This window comes from Caulobacter sp. RHG1, from assembly GCF_013181195.1.
Lineage (GTDB): Bacteria > Pseudomonadota > Alphaproteobacteria > Caulobacterales > Caulobacteraceae > Caulobacter.
Map to the genome: position 1 here is coordinate 25077 of NZ_SMZP01000002.1, position 22993 is coordinate 48069.

The 22993-nt window shown below is 67.2% G+C and carries 22 protein-coding genes; 7 read left to right on the forward strand and 15 right to left on the reverse strand.

Annotated elements, in window-relative coordinates; genetic code table 11:
- Nucleotide 1 precedes the first annotated feature (1 nt).
- Complete coding sequence (locus tag E1H18_RS04035) at nt 2–1117, reverse strand: nitrogen regulation protein NR(II) (RefSeq protein WP_172263952.1); 1116 nt, start codon at nt 1115–1117, stop codon at nt 2–4.
- A complete protein-coding gene (dusB, locus tag E1H18_RS04040) occupies nt 1114–2121 on the reverse strand; it encodes a tRNA dihydrouridine synthase DusB (RefSeq protein WP_172263954.1) in 1008 nt (335 codons plus the stop codon). The genes E1H18_RS04035 and dusB overlap by 4 nt, the downstream gene beginning before the upstream one ends.
- A gap of 97 nt (nt 2122–2218) precedes the next feature.
- Between dusB and E1H18_RS04045 the strand changes: the two genes are divergently transcribed.
- The 3 genes from E1H18_RS04045 to E1H18_RS04055 are packed head-to-tail and all read left to right on the forward strand — an operon-like array spanning nt 2219 to nt 5002.
- Nucleotides 2219–3367: a bifunctional 2-C-methyl-D-erythritol 4-phosphate cytidylyltransferase/2-C-methyl-D-erythritol 2,4-cyclodiphosphate synthase gene (locus tag E1H18_RS04045; protein ID WP_172263956.1), complete on the forward strand. Its 1149-nt coding sequence runs from the start codon at nt 2219–2221 to the stop codon at nt 3365–3367.
- 28 nt (nt 3368–3395) lie between these two features.
- Nucleotides 3396–3887, forward strand: coding sequence for a CinA family protein (locus E1H18_RS04050; protein WP_172263958.1), 492 nt, complete (start codon nt 3396–3398; stop codon nt 3885–3887).
- Nucleotides 3887–5002, forward strand: a complete 1116-nt coding sequence (locus E1H18_RS04055) for an FUSC family protein (protein ID WP_172263960.1) — start codon at nt 3887–3889, stop codon at nt 5000–5002. The genes E1H18_RS04050 and E1H18_RS04055 overlap by 1 nt, the downstream gene beginning before the upstream one ends.
- Here the strand turns inward: E1H18_RS04055 and E1H18_RS04060 are convergent.
- Both E1H18_RS04060 and lipA read right to left on the reverse strand, forming a co-directional pair.
- The gene (locus tag E1H18_RS04060) at nt 4999–5451 is read right to left on the reverse strand and encodes a type II toxin-antitoxin system RatA family toxin (RefSeq protein WP_172263962.1); all 453 of its coding nucleotides are present in this window, start codon (nt 5449–5451) and stop codon (nt 4999–5001) included. The genes E1H18_RS04055 and E1H18_RS04060 overlap by 4 nt on opposite strands.
- Before the next feature lie 4 nt (nt 5452–5455).
- Nucleotides 5456–6433, reverse strand: a complete 978-nt coding sequence (lipA, locus tag E1H18_RS04065; protein WP_172263964.1) for a lipoyl synthase — start codon at nt 6431–6433, stop codon at nt 5456–5458.
- Nucleotides 6434–6515: 82 nt separating this feature from the next.
- Here lipA and E1H18_RS04070 point away from each other — a divergent pair, with 82 nt between their 5' ends.
- The 3 genes from E1H18_RS04070 (at nt 6516) to E1H18_RS04080 (ending at nt 9607) form a co-directional block, all read left to right on the forward strand.
- Nucleotides 6516–7565: an alpha/beta fold hydrolase gene (locus E1H18_RS04070; protein ID WP_172263966.1), complete on the forward strand. Its 1050-nt coding sequence runs from the start codon at nt 6516–6518 to the stop codon at nt 7563–7565.
- 105 nt (nt 7566–7670) lie between these two features.
- Nucleotides 7671–9212: an AMP-binding protein gene (locus E1H18_RS04075; RefSeq protein WP_172263968.1), complete on the forward strand. Its 1542-nt coding sequence runs from the start codon at nt 7671–7673 to the stop codon at nt 9210–9212.
- Nucleotides 9212–9607 carry a DoxX family protein gene (locus E1H18_RS04080; RefSeq protein ID WP_172263970.1) on the forward strand — a complete coding sequence of 132 codons (396 nt, stop codon included), beginning with the start codon at nt 9212–9214 and terminating at the stop codon, nt 9605–9607. The genes E1H18_RS04075 and E1H18_RS04080 overlap by 1 nt, the downstream gene beginning before the upstream one ends.
- Here E1H18_RS04080 and E1H18_RS04085 read toward each other — a convergent pair.
- The 8 genes from E1H18_RS04085 to eno form a co-directional block, all read right to left on the reverse strand.
- Nucleotides 9604–11058 carry a DUF6880 family protein gene (locus E1H18_RS04085; RefSeq protein WP_172263972.1) on the reverse strand — a complete coding sequence of 485 codons (1455 nt, stop codon included), beginning with the start codon at nt 11056–11058 and terminating at the stop codon, nt 9604–9606. The genes E1H18_RS04080 and E1H18_RS04085 overlap by 4 nt on opposite strands.
- 21 nt (nt 11059–11079) lie before the next feature.
- Nucleotides 11080–12480 carry a dihydrolipoyl dehydrogenase gene (gene lpdA / locus E1H18_RS04090; RefSeq protein WP_172263974.1) on the reverse strand — a complete coding sequence of 467 codons (1401 nt, stop codon included), beginning with the start codon at nt 12478–12480 and terminating at the stop codon, nt 11080–11082.
- 81 nt (nt 12481–12561) lie between these two features.
- A complete protein-coding gene (locus E1H18_RS04095; RefSeq protein ID WP_172263976.1) occupies nt 12562–13038 on the reverse strand; it encodes a glutathione peroxidase in 477 nt (158 codons plus the stop codon).
- Nucleotides 13039–13064: 26 nt separating this feature from the next.
- On the reverse strand, nt 13065–14351 hold the full coding sequence (locus E1H18_RS04100; protein ID WP_172263978.1) for a pyruvate dehydrogenase complex dihydrolipoamide acetyltransferase: 1287 nt from the start codon (nt 14349–14351) through the stop codon (nt 13065–13067).
- A gap of 121 nt (nt 14352–14472) precedes the next feature.
- Nucleotides 14473–15834: a pyruvate dehydrogenase complex E1 component subunit beta gene (locus E1H18_RS04105; RefSeq protein ID WP_172263980.1), complete on the reverse strand. Its 1362-nt coding sequence runs from the start codon at nt 15832–15834 to the stop codon at nt 14473–14475.
- On the reverse strand, nt 15831–16862 hold the full coding sequence (gene pdhA / locus E1H18_RS04110; protein WP_172263982.1) for a pyruvate dehydrogenase (acetyl-transferring) E1 component subunit alpha: 1032 nt from the start codon (nt 16860–16862) through the stop codon (nt 15831–15833). Before pdhA ends, E1H18_RS04105 begins: the two co-directional genes overlap by 4 nt.
- A 167-nt stretch (nt 16863–17029) precedes the next feature.
- Entirely contained in the window at nt 17030–17332 is a 303-nt protein-coding gene (locus E1H18_RS04115; RefSeq protein ID WP_172263984.1) for a septum formation initiator family protein, read from the reverse strand.
- 383 nt (nt 17333–17715) lie between these two features.
- Nucleotides 17716–18996 (reverse strand): phosphopyruvate hydratase, encoded by a 1281-nt coding sequence (gene eno, locus E1H18_RS04120; RefSeq protein WP_172263986.1) that lies wholly within the window; start codon nt 18994–18996, stop codon nt 17716–17718.
- A gap of 111 nt (nt 18997–19107) precedes the next feature.
- Here eno and E1H18_RS04125 point away from each other — a divergent pair, with 111 nt between their 5' ends.
- Nucleotides 19108–19878 (forward strand): enoyl-CoA hydratase, encoded by a 771-nt coding sequence (locus tag E1H18_RS04125; RefSeq protein WP_172263988.1) that lies wholly within the window; start codon nt 19108–19110, stop codon nt 19876–19878.
- Between the two features lie 3 nt (nt 19879–19881).
- Here E1H18_RS04125 and E1H18_RS04130 read toward each other — a convergent pair whose 3' ends face one another.
- The 3 genes from E1H18_RS04130 to E1H18_RS04140 form a co-directional block, all read right to left on the reverse strand.
- Nucleotides 19882–20862, reverse strand: a complete 981-nt coding sequence (locus E1H18_RS04130) for an aspartyl protease family protein (RefSeq protein ID WP_172263990.1) — start codon at nt 20860–20862, stop codon at nt 19882–19884.
- A gap of 111 nt (nt 20863–20973) precedes the next feature.
- Nucleotides 20974–21156 carry a 50S ribosomal protein L32 gene (gene rpmF / locus E1H18_RS04135; protein ID WP_172263992.1) on the reverse strand — a complete coding sequence of 61 codons (183 nt, stop codon included), beginning with the start codon at nt 21154–21156 and terminating at the stop codon, nt 20974–20976.
- Between the two features lie 126 nt (nt 21157–21282).
- Complete coding sequence (locus E1H18_RS04140) at nt 21283–22935, reverse strand: CTP synthase (RefSeq protein WP_172263994.1); 1653 nt, start codon at nt 22933–22935, stop codon at nt 21283–21285.
- Nucleotides 22936–22993 lie beyond the last annotated feature (58 nt).

Here is a 22993-nt window from a genome sequence, read left to right on the forward strand (position 1 = left end):
CTCAGGCGTCTCCGGATACTGTTTCGGGCGCAACCGGCAGCAGCACGCGGAAGACGGTGCGGCCGGGTTCGGATTCGAAGTCGATCAGCCCGCCATGGGCCGTGACCAGCTTGGTGACCAAGGCCAGGCCGAGGCCCGTGCCGTTGGCCTTGGTGGTGACGAACGGCTGGAACAGGTGGTCGCGAAGCGTCGTCGGCACCCCCGGCCCATTGTCGATCACCTTGATCTCGATCGGCGCGCCGGCCGCCGCCTTGCCGTCGGCGCCGCGCACCCGCACGCCCGGACGCCAGGCGGTGTGGATCGCGATCATGCCGCGATCGTCGCCGCGCATATTGGCGGCCTCGGCAGCGTTCTTGGTCAGGTTCAGGAAGATCTGGATCAGGTGATCCTCGTCGCCCCAGACCGGCGGCAGCGATGGGTCGTAGCTTTCCTTCAGCTGCAGACCGTCGGCGACGCCGTTGGCGACCAGGGCGCGGACGCGGTCCAGAACCTGGTGGATATTGACCGGCTCGCGCGGCGTCGGGACGTCGTCGGAGAAGGCCTCCATGCGGTCGACCAGGCGGCGGATGCGATCGGTCTCGTCCACGATCAGTTGGGCCAGCGGCTGGTCGACGGCGCTGGCGCCCGTCTTCAGCAGCTGGGCGGCGCCGCGAATGCCGGCCAGCGGGTTTTTGATCTCGTGGGCCAGCATCTTGCCCAGGCCGACGACCGAGCGCAGGCCGGCCGCGTCGGCGGCGCGCTCGACGCCCAGCACGCCCTTGACGTGCAAGGTCAGCATCACCGAGCCGTCGCCCAGCGGCGCCGCGGCGCCATCGGCCTCGAACGGCGGCTGGCCGAACAGATTGACCTCGACGCCATGCTCGCGAACCAGCGCGCCCTCGAAGATGGCGCGATCCAGCAGCGACACCAACACCGAGCCCGGCGGCAAGGCTGCGCGGAAGCGACCACGGGCCAGCAGCGACAGGCCGTGGCCGAACAGGGCCTCGGCGGCTTCGTTGACGGCCACCAGACCGCCCTCCCGGTCAACAACAAGCGCCGGTTCGGGACTGAGGTCGAAGGCGGCGGCCTTCAGGGCTTCGGGCGTGATCCCTCCCAGGACGCGGGCGCGATCGGTCATGCGGCTAGTCTCCCGCCCGCCAGCCAAAGGTCGCGCAAGGCGGCCTCCACGGCGGCGGGGTCTTCAAGGCGGCACAGGCTGGCGCGGGCGGCGCGACGCGCTTCGGCGGTCTCGGGCCACGGCGCGGCCTCGATGTACGAGGCCAGGTGCTTGCGGAACATCTTCAGGCCCAGCGGCTGGCCATAGAATTCCAGGCTGCGGCGGAAATGGGTGAGCGCGATGGCCAAGCGCTCCTCGGCCTGCGGCTCGGCGAAGCCGCGACCTTCAAGCGCCGCCTCGATGGCGCCGGCGATCCACGGGCGGCCATAGACGCCCCGGCCGATCATCACGCCATCGGCGCCAGACTGTTCCAGAGCCTGGCGGGCGCTATCGCCGTCGATGATGTCGCCATTGACCAGCACCGGCACAGACACCGCCTGCTTCACCGCCGAGACAGCGGTCCAGTCGGCGACGCCCTTGTAGAACTGACTGCGCGTACGGCCATGAACCGTGATCGCCTTGGCGCCGACCGCCTCGGCGCGGCGCGCGATGTCGGGGGCATTGCGCAGATTGTCGTCCCAGCCCAGCCGCATCTTGACGGTGACGGGAATGTCGACGGCCTCGACCGCCGCGCTGACCAATGCCTCGGCCAGGTCAGGCTCACGCATGATGGCCGAGCCCGATTGTTGGCCGGCAGAGACTTCCTTGGCGGGACAGCCAAAATTCAGGTCGACGATCTGGGCGCCGGCGTCGGCGGCCATGCGGGCGCCCTTGGCCATCAGTTCAGGATCGCGCCCGACCAGCTGGACCACCATCAGCGGCAGGCCCTCGCCCACCGCGGCGCGGCGCACGACATCGGGCCGCCCCCGCGCAAACTCGGCGCAGGCCACCATTTCCGTTGCCACATAGGGCGCGCCGAGCGCCGTGGCGGTCTCTCTGAAGGGCAGGTCCGAGACCCCGGTCATAGGCGCAATCCACACCCGACCGAGGACCTCGACCCCGCCGACCTCGAGCTTGTTGCTCATTTTGTGATCATCCCCGTAGCTTTCTTTTTAGGCACATTGTGCGGCGCAGTAAAGCCCAATCGCTGGACAACAACGGCAGTGTGGCTAAACAGCCGCTATGACTTTTTCCGCCGTGATCGTCGCCGCCGGTTCGGGCTCCAGAGCCGGACCGGGCCAGGCCAAGCAATGGCGGCTGGTGGCCGGCAAGCCAGTGCTGCGCTGGTCCGTCGAGGCGTTCCTGGCGGCCGGCGCGACCGCGATCGTCATCGTAACGACCGAAGACGGCGAAAACGCGCTCTCCGAAGTGCTGGCTGGCCTGCCGAGCTGGCGCACGGCGCGCGGCGGCGCGACTCGGGCCCTGTCGGTCCAATCGGGCCTGGCCGCTCTCGCTGACCGCCCGCAGGACGAGCCCGTGCTGGTCCACGACGCCGCCCGCCCGTTCGTCAGCGGCGCGACCGTCGCGGGCGTGCTTGAAGCGCTTGAAGGCGCCGACGCCGCCCTGCCCGCCCTACCCGTGGCCGACACGTTGAAGCGCGCCGAACCCGGCCAGAACCCGACGACGACGTCGCGCGAACACCTCTGGCGCGCCCAGACGCCCCAGGCAGCCCGCCGCAAGACCCTGCTGGACGCCTATGCCGCCTGGTCCGGCGCCGAGCCGACCGACGACGCCCAGGTGGTGGAAGCCGCCGGCGGCCGCGTGGCCATCGCGCCAGGCGATCCGCTTCTGTTGAAACTCACCTATCCCGAGGATTTCGCCATGGCCGAACGGCTCGCCGGCGCCGCGCGCATCACCCGAGTCGGCCAGGGCTTCGACGCCCATCGCTGGGGGCCGGGCGAAGAAGTCTGGCTGTGCGGCGTGGCGATCAAGCACGACGAAACCCTGATCGGTCACTCGGACGCCGACGCGGGTTTGCACGCCTTGACCGACGCCATCCTGGGCGCGATCGGCGAAGGCGACATCGGCGACCATTTCCCGCCGACCGACGACACATGGAAGGGCGCGGCTTCGGACCTGTTCCTCAAGCACGCCGCTGACCTGGTCACCGCCAAGGGCGGGTCGATCGTCAATGTCGACGTGACGCTGATCTGCGAGCGGCCCAAGATCAAACCGCACCGCCTGGCCATGCGCGAACGGCTGGCCGAGATCCTGTCGCTGCCGCTGGACCGGGTCAGCGTCAAGGCGACCACGACCGAGAAGATGGGCTTCACGGGCCGCGGCGAAGGCCTGGCCGCCTCGGCCATCGTCGCCGTCGAGACACCGGTCTAAGATAGGGCCTGCGAATCCGGAGGCCCGCATGTTCCCGCTGGAAATCGAGACCCTGGCCCGACTGCTGATCGACGAGGCGCGCAGCAAGTCGCTGCGCTTGGTCACGGCCGAAAGCTGCACCGGCGGCCTGGTCGCTGGCGCCATCTGCGCCATCAGCGGCGCCTCGGACGTCTTCGAGCGCGGGTTCGTCACCTATACCAATCGCGCCAAGTCCGAGATGCTGGGCGTGCCGGGCGACCTGATCGCCGACCACGGCGCAGTGTCCGAGCCGGTGGCGCGGATGATGGCCGAGGGCGCGCTGCGCGAAAGCAACGGCCATGTCGCGGTGTCGATCACCGGCGTCGCTGGCCCCGGCGGCGGCTCGCCGCTGAAGCCGGTCGGCACGGTCCACTTCGCCATCGCCCGCGCCAACCGATCGGTCGTCCATCGGCACGAGCGGTTCGACGGCGAGACGCGCGAGGCGGTGCAATTGGCCGCGATCCGCACGGCGCTGGAAATGCTGCGCGAGGCGGTGGCCTAGTGCCGGAGACCGCGCCCAGCGACTGGCGGCGCTTCACCGGCGTCAACCTCTCGCAACGGGCGCTCAAGGCCGCCGCCGCCCGCAAGACCGAGATCCGCCACGCCATCCGCGTCTCGGCGGCCGTCGGCGCGGCCTTCGCCCTGGCGACGGTCCTGCGCCTGCCGCAAGGCTATTGGGCCGTGTTCACCGCCGTGATCGTGGTGCAGTCCAGCCTGGGCGCGACCATCACCGCCTCGATGGAGCGGTTGATGGGCACGGTCGTCGGCGCGCTGGTCGGCGCGGTCGCGGCCTATTTCCACGCCAAGGCGCCCGACCTGGGCGGTGTGATCCTGTGCGTCACGGTCGCCCTGCTGGCCTTCCTGGTCTCGATGCGGCCCGCGTTGAAGGTGGCGCCGGTCACCGCCGTCATCATGTTGATCGGCACGACCACCCACATGGACCCGCTGCTGGCCGCCGGCTGGCGCGTCGCCGAGATCGCCGTCGGCAGCGTCGTCGGCGTCGCCGCCACCCTGCTGATCTTCCCGGCCCGCGCCCACGCCTCGGTCGTCACCAGCGTCCAGAAGATCGCCAGCCTGCAGGCCCACATCCTGGAAAGTCACGTCCTGACCCTGCGCGACACGCCGGGGCCGACCGACTATCTGAAGGCTCAGGACGACCTGCGCGCAGCTCTCGCCAAGCTGCAGAGCGGCATGAACGAGGCCGACCGCGAGAGCGCCAGCAAGCTCAGCGACCGCTCGGTGTCCGAGGCCCTGCCCCGCACCCTTTGGCGGTTGCGCAACGACACGGTGATGATCGGGCGCGCCCTACGTCAGCCCTTGCCTTCGCCCGACCTTGCGCCCGCCGCCGCCGACATGCTGGAGGCCAGCGCCAAGTTCCTGCGCGGCACCGCCGACCTTCTGGCCAGCGGCGTCCGCCCCGACCGCATCGCCTTCGCGCAGGCCCATCAGGCCTTCCACGACTGCGTGGAAAGCCTGCGCGACAAGGGGGTCACCCAGGATCTGGAGTTCGACGACGCCGCGCGGGTGTTCGGCCTGGTCTTCGCGATCGAGAACCTGTTTTCCAACCTCGGCGACTTCGAAGAGCGCATCGAGGAAGCGGTGGCGAAGAAGGACTAGGCTTTTACGCCGTAGATCTGCCGCGCCCGGTCTTCGAAGCAACCGATCAGCTTGTTAGCGGCCTTGTCGACATTGGCGGCCAGCATGGCGTCCAGCAGGGCCGACTTGAACGCGAAGTCGATCACGAACTCGATCTTCGTCGCCTCGCCTTCAGCGACGAACCGCCAGCCGTTGGTCAGACGCTTGAACGGGCCATACAGCAGGCTAACGTCGATGGAGAGCGCGTCGCGGTCGCGGCGCACGCGGGTGGCGAACTTCTCACGCAGGAACGAGAAGCCGACCTGGGCCTCGGCGTCGACCGTGCTGACCGCCCCGTCCTCGCGACCGTTCCAGGTGCGCATGCCGGTAATCCACGGCACGAACTTCGGATAGGCCTCGACGTCGCCGACCAGATCGAACAGTTGCTCAGGCGCGTACGGCAGCACGCGCGTCACGACATGGCGGTGCAAGGCTTTAGGCCTTGCGGGCGTCTAGCGCGTGGCGGGCGGCCTGCAGCTTGGCGAAATCCTCGCCCGCGTGGTGCGACGAGCGCGTCAGCGGGCTGGACGAGACCATCAGGAAGCCCTTGGCCCGGGCGATCGCCTCATAGGCCTTGAACTCTTCCGGCGTCACGAAGCGGTCGATGGCCGCGTGCTTGCGGGTCGGCTGCAGGTACTGGCCGATGGTGATGAAGTCGACGCCGGCCGAGCGCATGTCGTCCATCACCTGCATGACCTCCTCCTTGGTCTCACCCAGGCCGACCATCAGGCCGGACTTGGTGAACTGGGAGGGGTCGCGCTGCTTCACGCGGTCCAGCAGGCGCAGCGAGTTGTAGTAGCGCGCACCGGGGCGGATCTTCAGATACAGCCGCGGCACCGTCTCGAGATTGTGGTTGAAGACGTCCGGACGGGAGTCGATCACCACGTTCTCGGCCTGGTCCTTGCGCAGGAAGTCCGGCGTCAGGATCTCGATGGTCGTGGTCGGGGCAGCCGCGCGGATGGCGGTGACTACCTCGGCGAAGTGGCGGGCGCCGCCATCCAGCAGGTCGTCACGGTCCACCGAGGTGATGACCACGTGCTTGAGGCCCATCTTGGCGACGGCCTCGGCCACGCGGCGCGGTTCGTCGGGGTCCAGCTGAGTCGGCAGGCCCGTGGTGACGTTGCAGAAGGCGCAGGCGCGCGTGCAGATCTCGCCCATGATCATCATGGTCGCGTGCTTCTGGCTCCAGCACTCGCCGATGTTCGGGCAAGCCGCTTCCTCGCAGACCGTTGTCAGACGGTTTTCGCGAACGATGCTCTTGGTCTCGTTGTACTGACCCGAGCCCGGGGCGCGCACGCGCAGCCACTCGGGTTTGCGAAGCACCGGCGTGTCCGGGCGGTTCTGCTTTTCGGGGTGGCGCACAGCCCGGTCTTCCGGGTTGCGAGCCTTGAGGGTGTCGATCACCGTGGCCATGGCGCCTAAATCGGTCTTCTTGGCCTCCGGATCAAGCGCTTGATCTTGCTTAAGGCCGCGATGCGCGAAATGACTGGGGCGTATGCGTCGCCGCCTTGTGATTATCGCCCTGGCCTTGTCCGTTTCCGCCTGCGGTGACGGGGGCTCGCGCGCGCCGTTCGCCGAGAGCCGGACGCCGCCTTCGCTGAGCGCCCGCTTCTATCCGCCGCAAGGCTGGGCCTGGGGTTTCGTGCGCAGCGGCGAGGGCCCGGTCCAGCGTTACGGCGTCTCGGCTCCGCCCGTCGCGCCGCGCGCCAACGTCCTGATCCTGAGCGGCTATGGCGAAACCGCCGAGAAGTGGTTCGAGACCGTCTCCGAGCTCAACGCCGCCGGCTTCACCGTCTGGGTGCTGGAGCGTCAGGGTCAGGGCGGCTCGGAGCGCGCCACGCCCTGGCGGGATCTGGGCCACATCGACAGTTTCGATCCCGACGTCGCGGCGGTCCGCGCGCTGCGTCAGGGCGTGATCCGCCCGCAGGACGACATTCCGTTCGTGGTGCTGGGTCACTCGGAAGGCGGCCTCGTCGGCCTGCGCGCCGTCCAGCAGGGCGTCGCCATGGACGGATTGGTGCTGTCCGCGCCGGCCTTCGGCCTCAGCGCCCTGCCCCGCCCGCGTTCGGACTTCGCCAGGTTCACGCCGGCCATGCGGTTCTTGCGTCTGGGCTGGATCCGCACGCCCGACCAAGGCGGCTGGAAACGCGAGGGCCCGGACGGCGTCCAGTCCGGCCAGACCCACGATCCGGCGCGCGGCAAGGTCCAGGCCGCCTGGATGCTGGCCAATCCCGACCTGCGGATGGGCGGACGCAGTCTCGGCTGGTTCGCCGCCTTCTTCGACGCCTCCGAGGCCGCCGCCCGCGACGCCGGCAAGGTCACAGTCCCGACGCTGATGCTTGACGCTGGCCAGGACCAGGCCGTGACCGCCACACCCCAAACCCGGGTATGCGAGGCCATGCCCGTCTGCCAGGAGACCCGCTACCCCAGCGCAGGACACGATCTGCACCTGGAATCGGATGCCAGCCGCCAGCCGTGGCTGGCCGCGATCATCAAGTTCACCCGGGCGAGAGCGGCCGCCAAGATCCAATCCCGCCAGGGCTGAGCCTCACGGTTTGTGACTCTTTCTTGCAAAGCGGGACCTTCGTCGGCAGTCTCGGCGTTCAAGAAACGAGAGCGCATTTTCGCTCCTCGGGGAGGTTTCGCCGGCATGCCGGTAGCTTACGACGCGCGTAATAGCGACAAGGCCATCTTCGACGCCCTGATCGACGCCAAGGACAAGTTCGGGGCCAAGAAACCGATCCTTGAAGATCAGGACCGCAAACCCCTTAGCTACACGGACCTGATCCGGGCCAGCTTCGCGCTGGGCCGCAAGATCGCGGCCATGACCAAGCCGGGCGAGCACGTGGGGATCCTGCTGCCGTCCGGCGCGGGATCGGTGGTGACCTTCTTCGCCCTGCACGCTTTCGGGCGCGTACCGACCATGCTGAACTTCACGGCGGGCCTGCGGAACATCAAGGCCGCCTGCAAGCTGGCCGGGATCAAGCGCGTCCTGACCGCCCACAAGTTCATCGAGCTGGGCAAGCTGCACGACATCGTCGACGCCATCAGCGAACAGGCCGAGGTCACCTATCTGGAAGACGTGCGCGGCACGATCGGCCTGACGGACAAGTTGTTCGCCGCCGCCGCCGGCCTGTTCCCGCGCCAGTTCCGCGCCCCGGCCAAGCCCAGCGACAAGGGTGTGGTTCTGTTCACGTCGGGCAGCTTCGGCGCGCCGCGCGGCGTGGTGCTGACCCAGGCCAACCTGGTGTCCAACGCCCAGCAGATCGCCGCGCACATCGCGCTGGATCCGGACTGGGTGTTCTTCAACCCGTTGCCGGTGTTTCACTGCTTTGGCCTGACCGCCGGCGTGATCCTGCCGATCATGAGCGGCATGAAGGCGTTCCAGTACCCCTCGCCGCTGCACACCAAGCAGATCCCGCCCCTGCTTAAGGATACAGGCGCCTCTGTGCTGCTGGCGACCGACACCTTCGTCAACCAGTACGCCCGCGCCGCCGAGCGCGACGAGATGGCCGGTTTGAAGTTCATCGTCTGCGGCGCCGAGAAGGTCCGCGAAGAAACCCACGACCTGATCCAGGAGAAGTTCGGCGCGGTGCCGGTGCTGGAAGGCTACGGTGCGACCGAGGCCTCGCCGGTGATCGCGGTCAACAAACCGGACGACAATCGCCGCGGCACGGTCGGCGGCCTGCTGCCGGGACAGGAATGGAAGATCGAGCCTGTCGAGGGCATCGCCGAAGGCGGTCGCCTGCTGGTGCGCGGTCCCAACATCATGGCCGGCTATCTGCGCGAGGACGGCGGCGTCGACGCGCCCGAGGGCGGCTGGCATGACACCGGCGACGTCGTCACCATGAGCGACGACCTGTGGATCACCATCAAGGGCCGCGTCAAACGCTTCGCCAAGATCGGCGGCGAGATGGTCTCCTTGACGGCTGCCGAGGACCTCGCTTCCGCCGTGTGGCCCGACGGCCGCCACGCCGTGATCTCGATGCCAGACAAGAAGAAGGGCGAGAAACTGGTCCTGGTCACCGACTGCCAGAACGCCGCCGTCACTTCACTGGTCGCCCATGCCCAGAGCATCGGCGCGCCGGAGTTGGCCGTGCCGCGCAAGATCCTCAAGGTCACCCAGGTGCCTGTGCTGGGCAGCGGCAAGACCGACTATGTCGCCATCCAGCGCATGGCGGAGGCCGCGTGATGGAACGTCTCTACGTCTGGTCGCCGCGCGTTCTGAGCGTGCTGCGGATCATCGTCGCCCTGCTCTTCATGGAGCACGGCTTCATGAAGCTGTTCCAGTTCCCGGGACCGCAGCCCGGCGCGCCCAGTCCGCTGCCGCTGATCCTGACGATCGCCGGGGCGCTGGAAATCTTCGGCGGCGCGCACATCCTGATCGGGCTGTTCACGCGGCCGTTCGCGTTCCTGCTGTCGGGCATGATGGCGGTGGCCTATTTCACGGCCCACGCCAGCCAGGGCTTCTGGCCCGGACTGAACGGCGGCGAGCCGGCGATCCTCTACTGCTTCGTATTCCTGTATTTCGTCTTCCAGGGCGGCGGCGAGTGGAGCATCGACGCCCAGGTCCGCAAAAAGCCCTAGAAGGTCGCCCCAAGGGCTTCCAGCTCACTGCGGAAGCCCTGCTTGCGGCTGTGCATGGCCCGCAAGTCGGCGACGAAGGCCTCATGGTCGGGATATTCACCGAAGTCGCCGATCACGACCGACAGCGACTCCGCCTCAAGCAACTGCCGCGCAGCCTCGGCATAGCGCGGGGCGACGCCATAGGTCAGCACGTACTGGATCGAGGCCCGCAGCAGCAGGGTCGCGGCCAGCGGATAGCTGCCCTCCAACCGGCGCGCTGCCTCGGCCATCAGAGTGTCGTCGCCCCCATGGATCTCGCCGGCGCGGCTTAGGATAAGCCGCGAAGCCGCCGGCAGGTCCGGCCACGAGACCAGGAACGCCAGCGCCCGGTCGAACTGCGGGAAGCGCTTGGCGACGGCCTTGGCCTGGTCCTCGGCCTCGACGTCGTCGAAGTCCGGCAGGCCCTTGAGATAGGCCCGTAGGCGTGGGATCGACAGCGTCCGCTCGAACTCGGCCCAACGGCGCTTCTGGGCCTCGTCCTGGTGGCCCGTGGCCTCCAGGGCGTCCAGCATCGCCTCTTCCCAGGTTGAACGCTCTTCCAGCGAGCTCTGGTGGCGACCGCTCTTCTCGCTGGGCGCGCCGGCCTGCAGGGTCGCCAGGGCGTCCTCCGCCCGCCCCGCCGCCAGCAGCCGGCGGGCGATCTCGGCCGAGACCAGCGGCGTGCGGCGCAGGTCCGGCGCGAAAGTGGCCTCGAAGGCGTCGACGTCGCCGCTGGCGTCGGCCAGCCGGCGCAGGGCGTCCTTGTAGATGGCGTCGACACGGCTGGCCGAACGGGGCGAGCGTGCGCCCAGCGCGGCCTCCAGCGTCTGTCGCAAATGGGCCTGCCCCTTCGGCCCCAGCGTTGGGGTCAGGGCGTTCACCAGCGGTCCGAACTGGGCGTAGTCGTCGCGGCGCAGCAGCAGGGCGATGCGGTCGGCCAGAACGATCGGGTCGGGCAAGGCGCCGACGGCCACCGCGGCGATCCCGTCCCGAGCGGCGGTGAAGACGTCGCCGATCGGCCCCTCGGCCTGGCTGAGGCGATCCAGGGTCGGCGTCGCCATGTCCAGCAGGTCGAGCATCAGATCGAGCGCGGCGGTGGCGTCGTCCTGCGCCAGCCGCTCGATCATCTGGCGATGCAGGTCGAGGTCCTTGGCGAAGGCCGCCCGCTTGCGCCAGTTGATGCGCGACGAGGACTTGCCGACCGTCGCCAGGCGCTTGGAGATCTCCAGCGCCAGGCCTTCGGTGTTCGACTCGGCGAACAGCTCCAGCCGCAGCACGCGCTTGACGTGGCTGTCGCTGGAGAGATCGAGCAGGATGGCGGCCAGGCGCTCGGGACCCAGGTCGACCAGATTGGCCTCGGAAAGGGTCGTCTTGGACCCTTTCCGAGCTTTCACCGGCTTCTCACCCGTCGTCGCGGCGGCCTTGCGCGCCATCCAGTATCCTTAGAGTTCGTCCTAGATGTGCAGGACGCGACCGTAGGCGTCCAGCGCCGCTTCGTGCATGGCTTCCGACATGGTCGGGTGCGCATAGACGATGCCGTGAATGTCTTCCTCGGTCGCTTCCAGCGTGATCGCGGTAACGAAGCCCTGGATCATTTCCGTGACTTCGTGGCCGATCATGTGGGCGCCGATCAGGGCGCCGGTCTTGGCGTCGAACACGGTCTTCACGAAGCCTTCGATCTCGCCCGCGGCCACGGCCTTGCCGTTGACCTTGAACGGGAAGCGGCCCGCCTTGACCTCGATGCCGGCGGCCTTGGCGCCGGCCTCGGTGTAGCCGACCGAGGCGACCTGTGGGTTGGCGTAGGTGCAGCCCGGGATCGGCGAGTTGACGTTCGGGGTCTTGTAGCCGGCGATGGCCTCGGCGGCGTGGATGCCCTCGTGGCTGGCCTTGTGGGCCAGCCAGGGACCGCCGGCGATGTCGCCGATGGCGTAGAGGCCCGGGACGTTGGTCTTGCAGTGCTTGTCGGTCACGGCGTGGCCGCGATCCAGGTTCAGGCCGACGGCGTCCAGGCCTTCGCTGTTGGGCGCGATGCCGACGGCGACGATGCACTTCTCGGCGGTCAGCTGCTCGATCTTGCCGCCGACGTCGACGGTCACCGAGACGCCGTCCTTGGTCTTCTCGACCTTGGACACCTTGGCGCCAATACGGAAGGTGATGCCGCGCTTTTCGAACGCCTTTTGGGCGGCCTTGGAGACCTCGGCGTCCTCGACCGGCATGATGCGGTCCAGGGCTTCGACGACGGTCACTTCGGCGCCGAGGGCGCGGTAGAAGCTGGCGAACTCGATGCCGATGGCGCCCGAGCCGATCACGACCAGCGACTTTGGCATGGTCTTGGGCGCCAGGGCGTCACGATAGGTCCAGATCTTGTCGCCGTCCGAGACCGCGCCGATGGCGGGGATCTCGCGAGCGCGGGCGCCGCTGGCCAGGATCACGTTCTTGGCCTGGACCGTGCGGCTGCCGCCGGCCTTCAGAGCGATGACCAGCTTCGGGGCCGGATTGCCCTTCTCTAGCTTGGCCTCGCCTTCGATGACCTCGATCTTGTGCTTCTTCATCAGGTAGGCGATGCCGCCCGACATGGTCTTGGCCACGCCGCGCGAACGCTCGATGATCTTGGTGAAGTCGAAGGCCGGCTTCTCGACCGACAGGCCGTAGCTGTCCAGGTGCGACAGCTGCTCGAAGATCTCGCCGGACTTCAGCAGCGCCTTGGTGGGGATGCAGCCCCAGTTCAGGCAGATGCCGCCCAGGTTCTCGCGCTCGACGATGGCCGTCTTCAGGCCCAGCTGGCTGGCGCGGATGGCGGCCACGTAGCCGCCAGGACCGGCGCCGATGACGACGACATCGAATTCCGTGGACATAGTCTTCTTACCCTAGCTTGGACGACGGCCGCGCGAACGCGGCGACGCCGGTCGACCGGTCTGCAAACCGGTCCGGGAAATTCAAAGCAGCGCCTCGACCGCGACCTTCAGGTCTTCGGGCTTCACGGTGGGCGCGAAACGGTCGACGACCTCGCCATCGCGGCCGATCAAGAACTTGGTGAAGTTCCACTTGATCGCCTCCGTGCCCAGCAGCCCCTTCTGTTCCTTCTTGAGGAACTTGTAGAGCGGGTGGGCTTCGGCGCCGTTGACGTCGATCTTGCTCATTACCGGGAAGGTCACGTCGTAGGTCAGCGAGCAGAAGTTCGCGATCTCCTCGGCGTTCCCCGGCTCCTGAGCGCCGAATTGGTTGCAGGGGAAGGCCAGGACCGTGAAGCCACGGTCCTTGTGAGCCTTGTAGAGCGCTTCGAGGCCTTCGTACTGAGGCGTGAACCCGCACTTGCTGGCGGTATTCACGATGAGCAGCACCTGGCCGCGATAGTCGGCCAGGCTCGCGTCCTGGCCGTCCAGCGTCTTGGCCGAATAGTCGTAAACCGACATAGCCGTCCCCTACTCCGCGAACCGGATCAGACGATCAGGGTCAGCGGCTCTTCGATCAGCGGCTTGAAGGCCGCCAGGAAGCGAGCGCCGACCGCGCCATCGACCACGCGGTGATCGCAGGTCAGGGTCACGGTCATCACGGTGGCCACGGCCAGCTGGCCGTTCTTGACCACCGGACGCTGCTCGCCCGCGCCGACGCTCATGATCGCGCCTTGCGGCTCGTTGATGATCGACGAGAAGGCCTTGATGCCGAACATGCCCAGGTTGCTGACCGAGAAGGTGCCGCCCTGGAATTCCTCGGGCTTAAGCTTCTTGGCCTTGGCGCGGGCGGCCAGGTCCTTCATCTCGGCCGAGATCTGGGCCAGGCCCTTGGTCTCGGCGGCGCGGATGATCGGGGTGATCAGGCCGCCGTCGATAGCCACGGCCACGGCGATGTCGGCATGCTTGTGCATGGCGATGCCTTCCGGCGTGTAGGAGGCGTTGGCCTCCGGCACGCGCTTCAGCGCCACGGCGGCGGCCTTGATGACGATGTCGTTGACCGACACCTTCACGCCCTGGCCTTCCAGCAGGCTGTTGATCTTCGCGCGGGCAGTCAGCAGGCCGTCCAGCTCGATGTCGATCGTCAGCGGGAAGTGCGGCACGTCGCGGAAGCTTTCCGTCAGGCGGCGCGCGATGGTCTTGCGCATGCCGTCCAGCGGAACGAGGTCGTACGAGCCGGCCGGGATGCCCATCTGTTCCAGCGACTGAACCTTGCGCGGCTCGGCGGCGGCCGGAGCAGCTGCTGCGGCGGTCGGCGCGGCCTTGGCGGCCGGGGCGCCAGACTTGGCGGCTTCGACGTCGGCCTTGACCACGCGACCACGCGGGCCGGTGCCCTTGATGGCCTTCAGGTCCAGGCCGGCGGTCGAGGCCAGGCGGCGAGCCAGCGGCGAAGCCAGGACGCGCGAACCGTCAGCAGCGACCGGGGCCGGCGCGGCAGCAGGGGTCGGAGCAGCGACGGGGGCAGCGGCCGGAGCCGGCGCAGCGGCGGCGGCCTTGGGCGCTTCGGCCTTGGGAGCCGGAGCCGGGCTCTCGCCCTCACCTGCCAGCTTGGCGATCAGGGCGTTGACCTTGACGTTCTCGGTGCCGGCGTCGACCAGGATGGCCCCGATCACGCCTTCGTCGACGGCTTCGACTTCCATCGTCGCCTTGTCGGTCTCGATCTCGGCGATCACGTCGCCGGCCTTGACGGTGTCACCGACCTTGACGTGCCACTTGGCGAGGGTCCCCTCCTCCATGGTGGGCGACAGGGCGGGCATCAGGATGTCGATCGACATTGAGCTTTTTCCTCAATCGTTCGGGACGGCTCGCGCCCCGATACCCCGCTTTGACGCGGGATGAATTCGTTGGCCAAGACGATGCGGCCCCCGCTCGTCGGGAGCGAGGGCCGCGCCAGTCTTAGCGGTAGCAGACCGTCTTGGCCGCTTTGACGATCTTCTCGACCGACGGCAGCGACAGGACTTCCAGGTTCGCCGCGTAAGGCAGCGGCACGTCTTCCTGGCAAACGCGCAGCGGCGGGGCGTCGAGATAGTCGAAGCCGAACTCGGTGATGCGCGAGACGATCTCGGAGCCGACGCCCATCGGGCCCCAGCCTTCCTCGACCGTGACCAGACGGTTGGTCTTCTTGACGCTTTCCAGGACGGTCTCGTGGTCCATCGGACGGATCGTGCGCAGGTCGACGACCTCCGCCGAAATGCCTTCCTTCTCCAGCTCTTCAGCCGCCTTCAGGGCGAAGCCGACCATGCGGCTGTAGGCCACCAGGGTCACGTCCGTGCCTTCGCGACGGACCTTGGCCTTGCCGATCGGCACGACCCAGTCCTCGACGTCCGGAATGTCGAACTCGTGGCCGTACATCATCTCGTGTTCGAGGAAGACGACGGGGTTCGGATCGCGGATGGCGGCCTTTAGCAGGCCCTTGGCGTCAGCGGCGTCGTAAGGCGCGATGACCTTCAGACCGGGGACGTTGCCGTACCAGGCGGCGTAGTCCTGGCTGTGCTGGGCGCCAACGCGCGAGGCCGCGCCGTTCGGGCCGCGGAACACGATCGACGACTTGATCTGGCCACCCGACATGTACAGCGTCTTGGCGGCCGAGTTGATGATGTGGTCGATCGCCTGCATGGCGAAGTTCCAGGTCATGAACTCGACGATCGGCTTCAGACCAGCCATCGCCGCGCCGACGCCCATGCCGGCGAAGCCGTGCTCGGTGATCGGGGTGTCGATGACGCGCTTGTCGCCGAACTCTTGGAGCAGTTCACGGCTGACCTTGTAGGCGCCCTGATACTGAGCGACTTCCTCGCCCATCAGGAACACGCGGTCATCGCGGCGCATCTCTTCGGCCATGGCGTCGCGCAGGGCGTCGCGGACCGTGATCTTCTTCAGCGGCTTACCGGCGATGTCCGGATCGGCGAAGGTCGAGGCGGCCGAGATCGGACCACCCGCGGCCGGGGCGGCGGCGACCGGAGCCGGAGCGGCTTCAGCAGCGGCGGGCGCGGCGGCCGGAGCAGCGGGAGCCGAAGCTTCGCCCTCGCCCTTCAGGCGCGCGATCAGGGTGTTGACCTTGACGTTCTCGCTGCCGGCCGGGATCAGGATGGCTTCGATCACGCCTTCGTCGACGGCTTCGACTTCCATCGTCGCCTTGTCGGTCTCGATCTCGGCGATCACGTCGCCGGCCTTGATGGTGTCGCCTTCCTTGACGAGCCACTTGGCCAGGGTGCCTTCCTCCATCGTGGGGGAAAGCGCGGGCATCAGGATGTCCGTCACTCGGCGGCCTCCAGGTAGACGTCGGTATACAGTTCCGAGGGATCGGGCTCGGGGCTCGTGCGGGCGAACTCGGCGGCTTCGGCGACGATGCGCTTCACTTCCGCGTCGACGCCCTTCAGGTCGTCTTCGGTGACGCCGGCGGCGGCCAGGCGTTCCTTGATGTGATCGATCGGGTCGCGAGTCGTCTTGACCTCGTCGACCTCTTCCTTGGTGCGGTACTTGGCCGGGTCCGACATCGAGTGGCCGCGATAGCGATAGGTCTTCATCTCGAGGATGTAGGGACCCTGGCCGCTGCGGGCGTGCTCGGTGGCGCGGGCGCCAGCTTCGCGAACCGCCACGACGTCCATGCCGTCGACCTGCTCGCCCGGGATCCGGAACGAGGTGCCGCGCTTGTGGAAGTCGGTTTCAGACGCCGCGCGCTCGACGCTGGTGCCCATGGCGTACTGGTTGTTCTCGATCACGTACACGACCGGCAGCTTCCACAGCTGGGCCATGTTGAAGCTCTCGTAGACCTGGCCCTGGTTCGCCGCGCCGTCGCCCATGTAGGCGTACGAGACGTTGCCATTGCCCTTGTAGTGGTTGGCCAGCGCCAGGCCGGTGCCGAGCGCCACCTGGGCGCCGACGATGCCGTGGCCGCCGTAGAAGCCGGTGGCGATGTCGAACATGTGCATCGACCCGCCCTTGCCCTTGGACGAACCGCCGGCGCGGCCGGTCAGCTCAGCCATGACCTCGCGGGGATCCATGCCGGCGGCCAGCATATGGCCGTGGTCACGATAGCCCGTGATGATCTGGTCGCCCTGCTGCGAAATCGACTGCATGCCGACCGCGATGGCTTCCTGACCGATGTACAGGTGGCAGAAGCCGCCGATCAGGCCCATGCCGTACAGCTGGCCGGCGCGCTCCTCGAAGCGGCGGATCAGCAGCATGTCCTGATAGAATTTCAGGAGTTCGTCCTTGCCGACGAAGGTGTTGACACCGGTTTCCGGCGCCTTCCCCTCAGAGGCCTCAGCCTTGCGCGTACGCGCCATTCAAATCTCCCTGGCCAATCTTCATCGCGGCCTTAGCCCTGAGAGCATTTCCCGCCGAAGACGTCGTCGGTTCCGCGAAGGAAACGCTCTGATGCACCGTCAGTCCGGCCCTGGATCAGATGATCCGTGAACCGACCGGCAGTCGTTTCCGCAGACTACGCGACCGGTCAGCTGGGACGCTTGACCCGGATCACATAGTCCCTCGGGTCGGCGTATCCTAGGAGTGAACGCGCACGTTCCTCCAGGAGATCAGCCGACAGACTGCCGCTGCGTAATAAACGAGCGCGGGCCTCCAGGTCCATCCTCTCCGCACGTATCTTCCTGAGTTCCCTTGTTTTCGCTGCGAGATCGGCGCTGCGCTGCGAGATGGACAGCAGGCCTCGATCACCCGTCAGAGCGTGAAAGGCGAAGTAGAAAATCAGGAAAAAGATCGCCGCAGTCGGCAGGAAGGGTTGCAGTCGGGCGAACATCTGAGCGTCCCAGAGAGGGATTCGCAGGATCGCCGACCGTGCTTAACGCCTTCTAAATCTGGGCATTGAGAACGACGCTCGATCTCTCGCGCGTCAGGCGAACGATGCTTTCACGTGAGATGGTTTCAGGCGCATCTAGATGCCGCATCGCCGAAGTCCTTTCGCGACCGCGAACAGCGCGCAACTGGTCTCGTTTGAAACGACTGCCAAGCTTTTAGAAAAATTGTGGGTTAACCCCGAGAGTAACCCTGCGCCGAGTCCGGAAATCGCATCCAGCGCCTGCAGAATCGTCGCCGCCAGATGGCGCCGGAGACCCGTTCAAGCAAAAGGCGCGGCTCCTTTCGGGGCCGCGCCTTCGTCAGTTCCAGCGATCTGGAAGGGTCCTAGCGACCCTTCAGCGCCGCGCGGGCGGCATAGACGCCCTGGTCGTCCAGCATCTCCTCGATGCGCAGCAGTTGGTTGTACTTCGCCGTACGATCCGAACGGGCCAGCGAGCCGGTCTTGATCTGACCGCAGTTCAGGGCCACGGCCAGGTCGGCGATGGTGCTGTCCTCGGTCTCGCCCGAACGGTGGCTCATGACGCTGGTGTAGCCGTGGCGGTGGGCCAGTTCGACGGCGTCGATGGTTTCCGACAGCGTGCCGATCTGATTGACCTTCACGAGGATCGAGTTGGCCAGGCCCTTGTCCAGGCCCATCTGCAGGCGCGCCGGGTTGGTCACGAACAGGTCGTCGCCGACCAGCTGGACCTTCTTGCCCAGGGTGTCGGTCAGCAGCTTCCAGCCTTCGAAGTCGTCTTCGGCCATGCCGTCCTCGATCGACAGGATCGGGAACTTGCCAGCCAGGCCAGCCAGATAGTCGACCATCTGGGCCGGATCCAGCGACTTGCCTTCGCCTTCCAGCTCGTACTTGCCGTTCTTGAAGAACTCGGTCGAGGCGACGTCCAGGCCCAGAACGAAGTCTTCACCGGCCTTGTAGCCAGCCTTCTCGCCAGCCTTGACGATGAAGTCGAGCGCGGCTTCGGCCGACGCCAGGTTCGGGGCGAAGCCGCCCTCGTCGCCGACATTGGTGTTGTGGCCGGCGTCCTTCAGGGCCTTCTTCAGGGCGTGGAAGATCTCGGCGCCCATGCGCAGACCTTCACGGAATTCCTTGGCGCCGGTCGGCAGGATCATGAATTCCTGGATGTCGATCGGATTGTCGGCGTGGGCGCCGCCGTTGATGATGTTCATCATCGGGGTCGGCAGCACGCGGGCGTTCACGCCGCCGACGTACTTGTAGAGCGGCAGGCCGGCCGACTCGGCCGCGGCCTTGGCGGCGGCCAGCGAGACGCCCAGGATGGCGTTGGCGCCCAGGCGGGCCTTGTTCGGCGTGCCGTCCAGCGCGATCAGCAGGTTGTCCAGGCGGCGCTGGTCCTCGGCGTCCACACCCGACAGAGCATCGAAGATTTCGCCGTTTACGGCGTCGACGGCCTGCTGGACGCCCTTGCCCAGATAGCGATCCTTGTCGCCGTCACGCTTCTCGACGGCTTCGTGCGCGCCCGTCGAGGCGCCCGACGGGACGGCGGCGCGGCCAAAGGCGCCGTCTTCCAGAATGACGTCGACTTCGACGGTCGGGTTGCCCCGGCTGTCGAGAATTTCGCGGGCGATGATGTCGACGATCTCGGTCATGACTGCTCCTCAAGGCCAAAAGGCGCGGGAGCCTTAGCCGCCAAGCGGCTCGGGCGCAACTTGACTTCCCCTCGGGGCAGCCACGGAACATCGCGCAAACAGGAGGAAGCCATGCTGGACGTCGAACGCCGCGGCCCGATCGCCATCGTCACCCTGAACCGCCCCGAGGCCATGAACGCGCTGTCCAAAGCGCTGCGCAAGGCCTTGCACGACGCCATGGTCCATCTCGATCAGGACCCGGACGTCAGCGTCGTCGTCCTGACCGGAGCCGGCGAGAAGGCCTTCACCGCGGGGCTGGACCTCAAGGAGCTTGGCGGCGATCCGGACGCCATGGGCGCGGCCAATGACCAGGACGCCCGGTCCAATCCGGTCCGCGCCGTCGAGACCTGCCGCAAGCCGGTGATTGGCGCGATCAACGGCGTGGCCATCACGGGCGGCTTCGAGCTGGCCCTGGCCTGCGACGTGCTGATCGCCTCGGAGACCGCCCGCTTTGCCGATACCCATGCCCGGGTCGGGATCATGCCGGGCTGGGGCCTGTCGCAGAAGCTGTCGCGCCTGGTGGGCGTCCATCGCGCCAAGGAACTGTCGCTGACCGGCAACTTCCTGGACGCCCGCACCGCCGCCGACTGGGGCCTGGTCAACCGTGTGGTCCCCGCCGCCGACCTGCTGGCGACCGCCGTGAAGCTGGCCGAAGACATGGCTTCGATACCGGTCGAGACCCTGTCGTTCTACAAGGGCCTGATCGACGAGGGCTACGCCCAGACCTTCGGCGAAGGCCTGAAGACCGAACACGCCCGCTCCTCAGCGCATAATCGCGAGGTCACGCCGGAAAAGGTCGAGGCCCGCCGTCGCCAGGTGATGAGCCGCGGCCGCTCGCAGTAACGGTCAGGCGTTCAGGGTCGGGGCGAAGCCGCCCTGCCCCAGCCTGAACAGCACCCGATCCGCGCCGAAATCCAGCTCGACGCGGGCGAACAGCCGCAGCACATCGATGCCCAGAAGCGCCGCGGGCTGATTGTTCAGGCTCCAGTAGTCGAAGATGTGAATGTCGGCGAAGGCCATCGGAATGTTGGTGATCCGCAGGTCGCCCATGGTGATCGTCGGCACGACCCGAAATTCGCCCAGCTGCATTTCGCCGGAGGCGGTGAGCAGGCGAGCGGGCTGCACGGCGTCCGAAGATCCGCGTCGTCGGGCGGCGATGGCTCGGCCCAGGGCCATGTTGCCGATACTCACGCCGCCGCCCGAATCGACGAAGGCCAGCGACCGGGCTCCGCCGATCTTGGCCTTGGCGATCGTCAGCCGGCCAAACTTCTCGTGCGCCACCACGGAGACGTCGCGGGTCGTGTACAGGAAATCGGGCGTGCGTCGACTGCGCCGGACTTCGAGCCGGTTGCGGCCGAAATCCATGACGACGTTGCGCCCCTCCAGGATGTCGACGCCCAGAAGGCCGTCCGCGCCGATCCGGTCGTAGGGCAGGATCGGCAGAATGGTGTCGGCCATCCGGGCCTCCCCGGCGCTCAGGCTGGCCACCTGGGCCGTCGCGCACTGGATGGAGCCGGACACGCCGTGGACCATCACGTCCGGGCCCCGCGGCAGGCTCAGCCTTTCGGCCAGCCTCTCCGAGAGCACGGAACGGTCGGCGCCGGTATCGACCGTGAAGTTGAAGCCCTCGACCTCGTTGATCCGGACCGGCACGGCCAGACGCTCGTCCTGATCCTGGGAGGCGTCCAAGATCAGCAGCGAATCTTCGGCAGCGGCAGGTGTGGGCGGGGTCTGCGTCAACGAGACCGGCGTGATCGTTTGCGCCAGCACCGACGGCGCGGCGAACGAAAGACCCAGTCCCGCCGCGATGTTCCGGCGTGTGAGCATGGGCGCTCCTCCCTGGTCGGAGGATAACACCGTTTTCCGATCTCAGAACGAAAAACGCCGCCCGAGCGAGTCGGGCGGCGCTTTCGAAGCCGTCAGTGACGGAAGGAGACCTTAGTCTTCCTTCGGCGTCAGGATCTGCTTGCCGTTGTACATGCCGGTCTTCAGATCGACATGGTGCGGGCGGCGCAGCTCACCGGTGTCCTTGTCCTCGACGAACGAGTTAGCGCCCAGGGCGTGGTGCGACCGGCGCATGTTCCGGCGAGAAGGCGAAGTTTTTCTTTTGGGAACGGCCATCGAAGTGACTCTGCTCGCTGAGCTTGAAAATCGGAAGCGGCGACTCGGGTTCGCCCCAGGTCGCCGCGTGAGCGGGGGCTTATGCCCGAATCTCTCCCCGGATGCAACAGCACCGGGGAAAAACCGTCACACCAAGCGCCCATGCTCCTTCGCCGCGGCGATGAAGCTGGCGAAAAGCGGGTGCGGGGCGAACGGACGGCTCTTCAGTTCCGGGTGGTACTGAACGCCGATGAACCACGGATGGTCGTCCCGTTCGACGATCTCGGGCAGCACGCCATTAGGCGAACGACCGGTCAGTTTCAGGCCCGCGTCCTCCATCAGGTGCGCATAGCCGATATTGACCTCGTAGCGGTGGCGGTGACGCTCGCTGATCTCGGTGGAGCCGTAGATCTGCGCGACCTTGGATCCGGTCGTCAGGACGGCGTCATAGGCCCCCAGGCGCATGGTGCCGCCCAGGTCGTCGTTGGCGCGGCGCTGGACCGTCTCGTTGCCCTTGATCCACTCGGTCATGATGCCGACCACCGGACGCTCGGTCGGGCCGAACTCGCTGGACGAGGCGTCCTTGATGCCGGCGACGTTGCGCAGGGTCTCGATGACGGCCATCTGCATGCCGAAGCAGATGCCGAAGTACGGCACCTTGCGTTCGCGAGCGAACTGGGCCGCGCGGATCTTGCCTTCCGCGCCCCGCTCGCCGAAGCCGCCGGGCACCATGATGGCGTGGGCGTTCTCCAGGCGGGCCGCGGCCGCGCCCTCGTCGCCCTCGAAGGTCTCGCTCTCGACCCAGTCCAGGTTGACCTTGACCTTGTTGGCCAGGCCGCCGTGATGCAGGGCTTCGATCAGCGACTTATAGGCGTCCTTCAGGACGGTGTATTTGCCGACGACCGCGATGGTCACTTCACCATCGGGATGCTGGACGGTGTCGTCGATCGCCTTCCAGCGCGACAGATCCGGCGCCGGCGCATCGTGCAGGCCGAACACGTCCAGGACCTCGGCGTCGAGGCCTTCCTGGTGATAGTCGATCGGCACGGCGTAGATCGAGGAGCTGTCCATCGCCTGGATGACCGCGCTGGGGCGGACATTGCAGAACTGGGCGATCTTGCGCTTTTCCTCGGCCGGGATCTCCTGCTCGCAGCGGCACAGCAGGATGTCGGGCTGGATGCCGATCGAGCGCAGCTCCTTGACCGAGTGCTGCGTTGGCTTGGTCTTCATCTCGCCGGCCGTCTTGATGAACGGCAGCAGGGTCAGGTGCACGTAGCAGCTCTGGCCGCGCGGCAAGTCCTGTCGCAGCTGGCGGATGGCCTCGAAGAACGGCAGGCCTTCGATGTCGCCGACCGTGCCGCCGATCTCGACCAGCACGAAATCGACCGGTTTCTTGCCCGTCTCGTCCATGGCGGGCGACAGGACGAAGTCCTTGATCTCGTTGGTGACGTGCGGAATCACCTGGACGGTCGCGCCCAGATAGTCGCCGCGGCGTTCCTTCTCGATGATCGTCTTGTAGATCTGGCCGGTGGTGATGTTGTCGGCCTTCTTGGCCGACACGCCGGTGAAGCGCTCGTAGTGGCCAAGGTCCAGGTCGGTCTCGGCCCCGTCGTCGGTCACGAACACCTCGCCGTGTTGATACGGGCTCATCGTGCCCGGATCGACGTTGAGATAGGGGTCGAGCTTACGCAGGCGGACCGAATAGCCGCGTGCTTGCAGCAGCGCGCCGAGCGCCGCCGAGGCCAGACCTTTGCCGAGCGAGGAAACCACGCCGCCGGTGATGAAAATGTACCGCGTCATGGGCGATCAGGTTACCCGCGATTCGTGGACACGGGGAGCTAAGACCCGTGTTCATCAA

Excerpts from the sequence above, each read along its gene's own strand:
- lpdA (WP_172263974.1), bottom strand. The coding sequence starts at position 12,480 with ATGTCCACGGAATTCGATGTCGTCGTCATCGGCGCCGGTCCTGGCGGC.
- E1H18_RS04070 (WP_172263966.1), top strand. The coding sequence starts at position 6,516 with ATGCGTCGCCGCCTTGTGATTATCGCCCTGGCCTTGTCCGTTTCCGCC.
- E1H18_RS04045 (WP_172263956.1), top strand. The coding sequence starts at position 2,219 with ATGACTTTTTCCGCCGTGATCGTCGCCGCCGGTTCGGGCTCCAGAGCC.
- E1H18_RS04130 (WP_172263990.1), bottom strand. The coding sequence starts at position 20,862 with ATGCTCACACGCCGGAACATCGCGGCGGGACTGGGTCTTTCGTTCGCC.
- pdhA (WP_172263982.1), bottom strand. The coding sequence starts at position 16,862 with ATGGCGCGTACGCGCAAGGCTGAGGCCTCTGAGGGGAAGGCGCCGGAA.
- rpmF (WP_172263992.1), bottom strand. The coding sequence starts at position 21,156 with ATGGCCGTTCCCAAAAGAAAAACTTCGCCTTCTCGCCGGAACATGCGC.
- E1H18_RS04050 (WP_172263958.1), top strand. The coding sequence starts at position 3,396 with ATGTTCCCGCTGGAAATCGAGACCCTGGCCCGACTGCTGATCGACGAG.
- E1H18_RS04100 (WP_172263978.1), bottom strand. The coding sequence starts at position 14,351 with ATGTCGATCGACATCCTGATGCCCGCCCTGTCGCCCACCATGGAGGAG.
- E1H18_RS04075 (WP_172263968.1), top strand. The coding sequence starts at position 7,671 with ATGCCGGTAGCTTACGACGCGCGTAATAGCGACAAGGCCATCTTCGAC.
- dusB (WP_172263954.1), bottom strand. The coding sequence starts at position 2,121 with ATGAGCAACAAGCTCGAGGTCGGCGGGGTCGAGGTCCTCGGTCGGGTG.
- E1H18_RS04080 (WP_172263970.1), top strand. The coding sequence starts at position 9,212 with ATGGAACGTCTCTACGTCTGGTCGCCGCGCGTTCTGAGCGTGCTGCGG.
- E1H18_RS04085 (WP_172263972.1), bottom strand. The coding sequence starts at position 11,058 with ATGGCGCGCAAGGCCGCCGCGACGACGGGTGAGAAGCCGGTGAAAGCT.
- E1H18_RS04140 (WP_172263994.1), bottom strand. The coding sequence starts at position 22,935 with ATGACGCGGTACATTTTCATCACCGGCGGCGTGGTTTCCTCGCTCGGC.
- E1H18_RS04035 (WP_172263952.1), bottom strand. The coding sequence starts at position 1,117 with ATGACCGATCGCGCCCGCGTCCTGGGAGGGATCACGCCCGAAGCCCTG.
- E1H18_RS04095 (WP_172263976.1), bottom strand. The coding sequence starts at position 13,038 with ATGTCGGTTTACGACTATTCGGCCAAGACGCTGGACGGCCAGGACGCG.
- E1H18_RS04115 (WP_172263984.1), bottom strand. The coding sequence starts at position 17,332 with ATGTTCGCCCGACTGCAACCCTTCCTGCCGACTGCGGCGATCTTTTTC.
- lipA (WP_172263964.1), bottom strand. The coding sequence starts at position 6,433 with ATGGCCACGGTGATCGACACCCTCAAGGCTCGCAACCCGGAAGACCGG.
- E1H18_RS04125 (WP_172263988.1), top strand. The coding sequence starts at position 19,108 with ATGCTGGACGTCGAACGCCGCGGCCCGATCGCCATCGTCACCCTGAAC.
- eno (WP_172263986.1), bottom strand. The coding sequence starts at position 18,996 with ATGACCGAGATCGTCGACATCATCGCCCGCGAAATTCTCGACAGCCGG.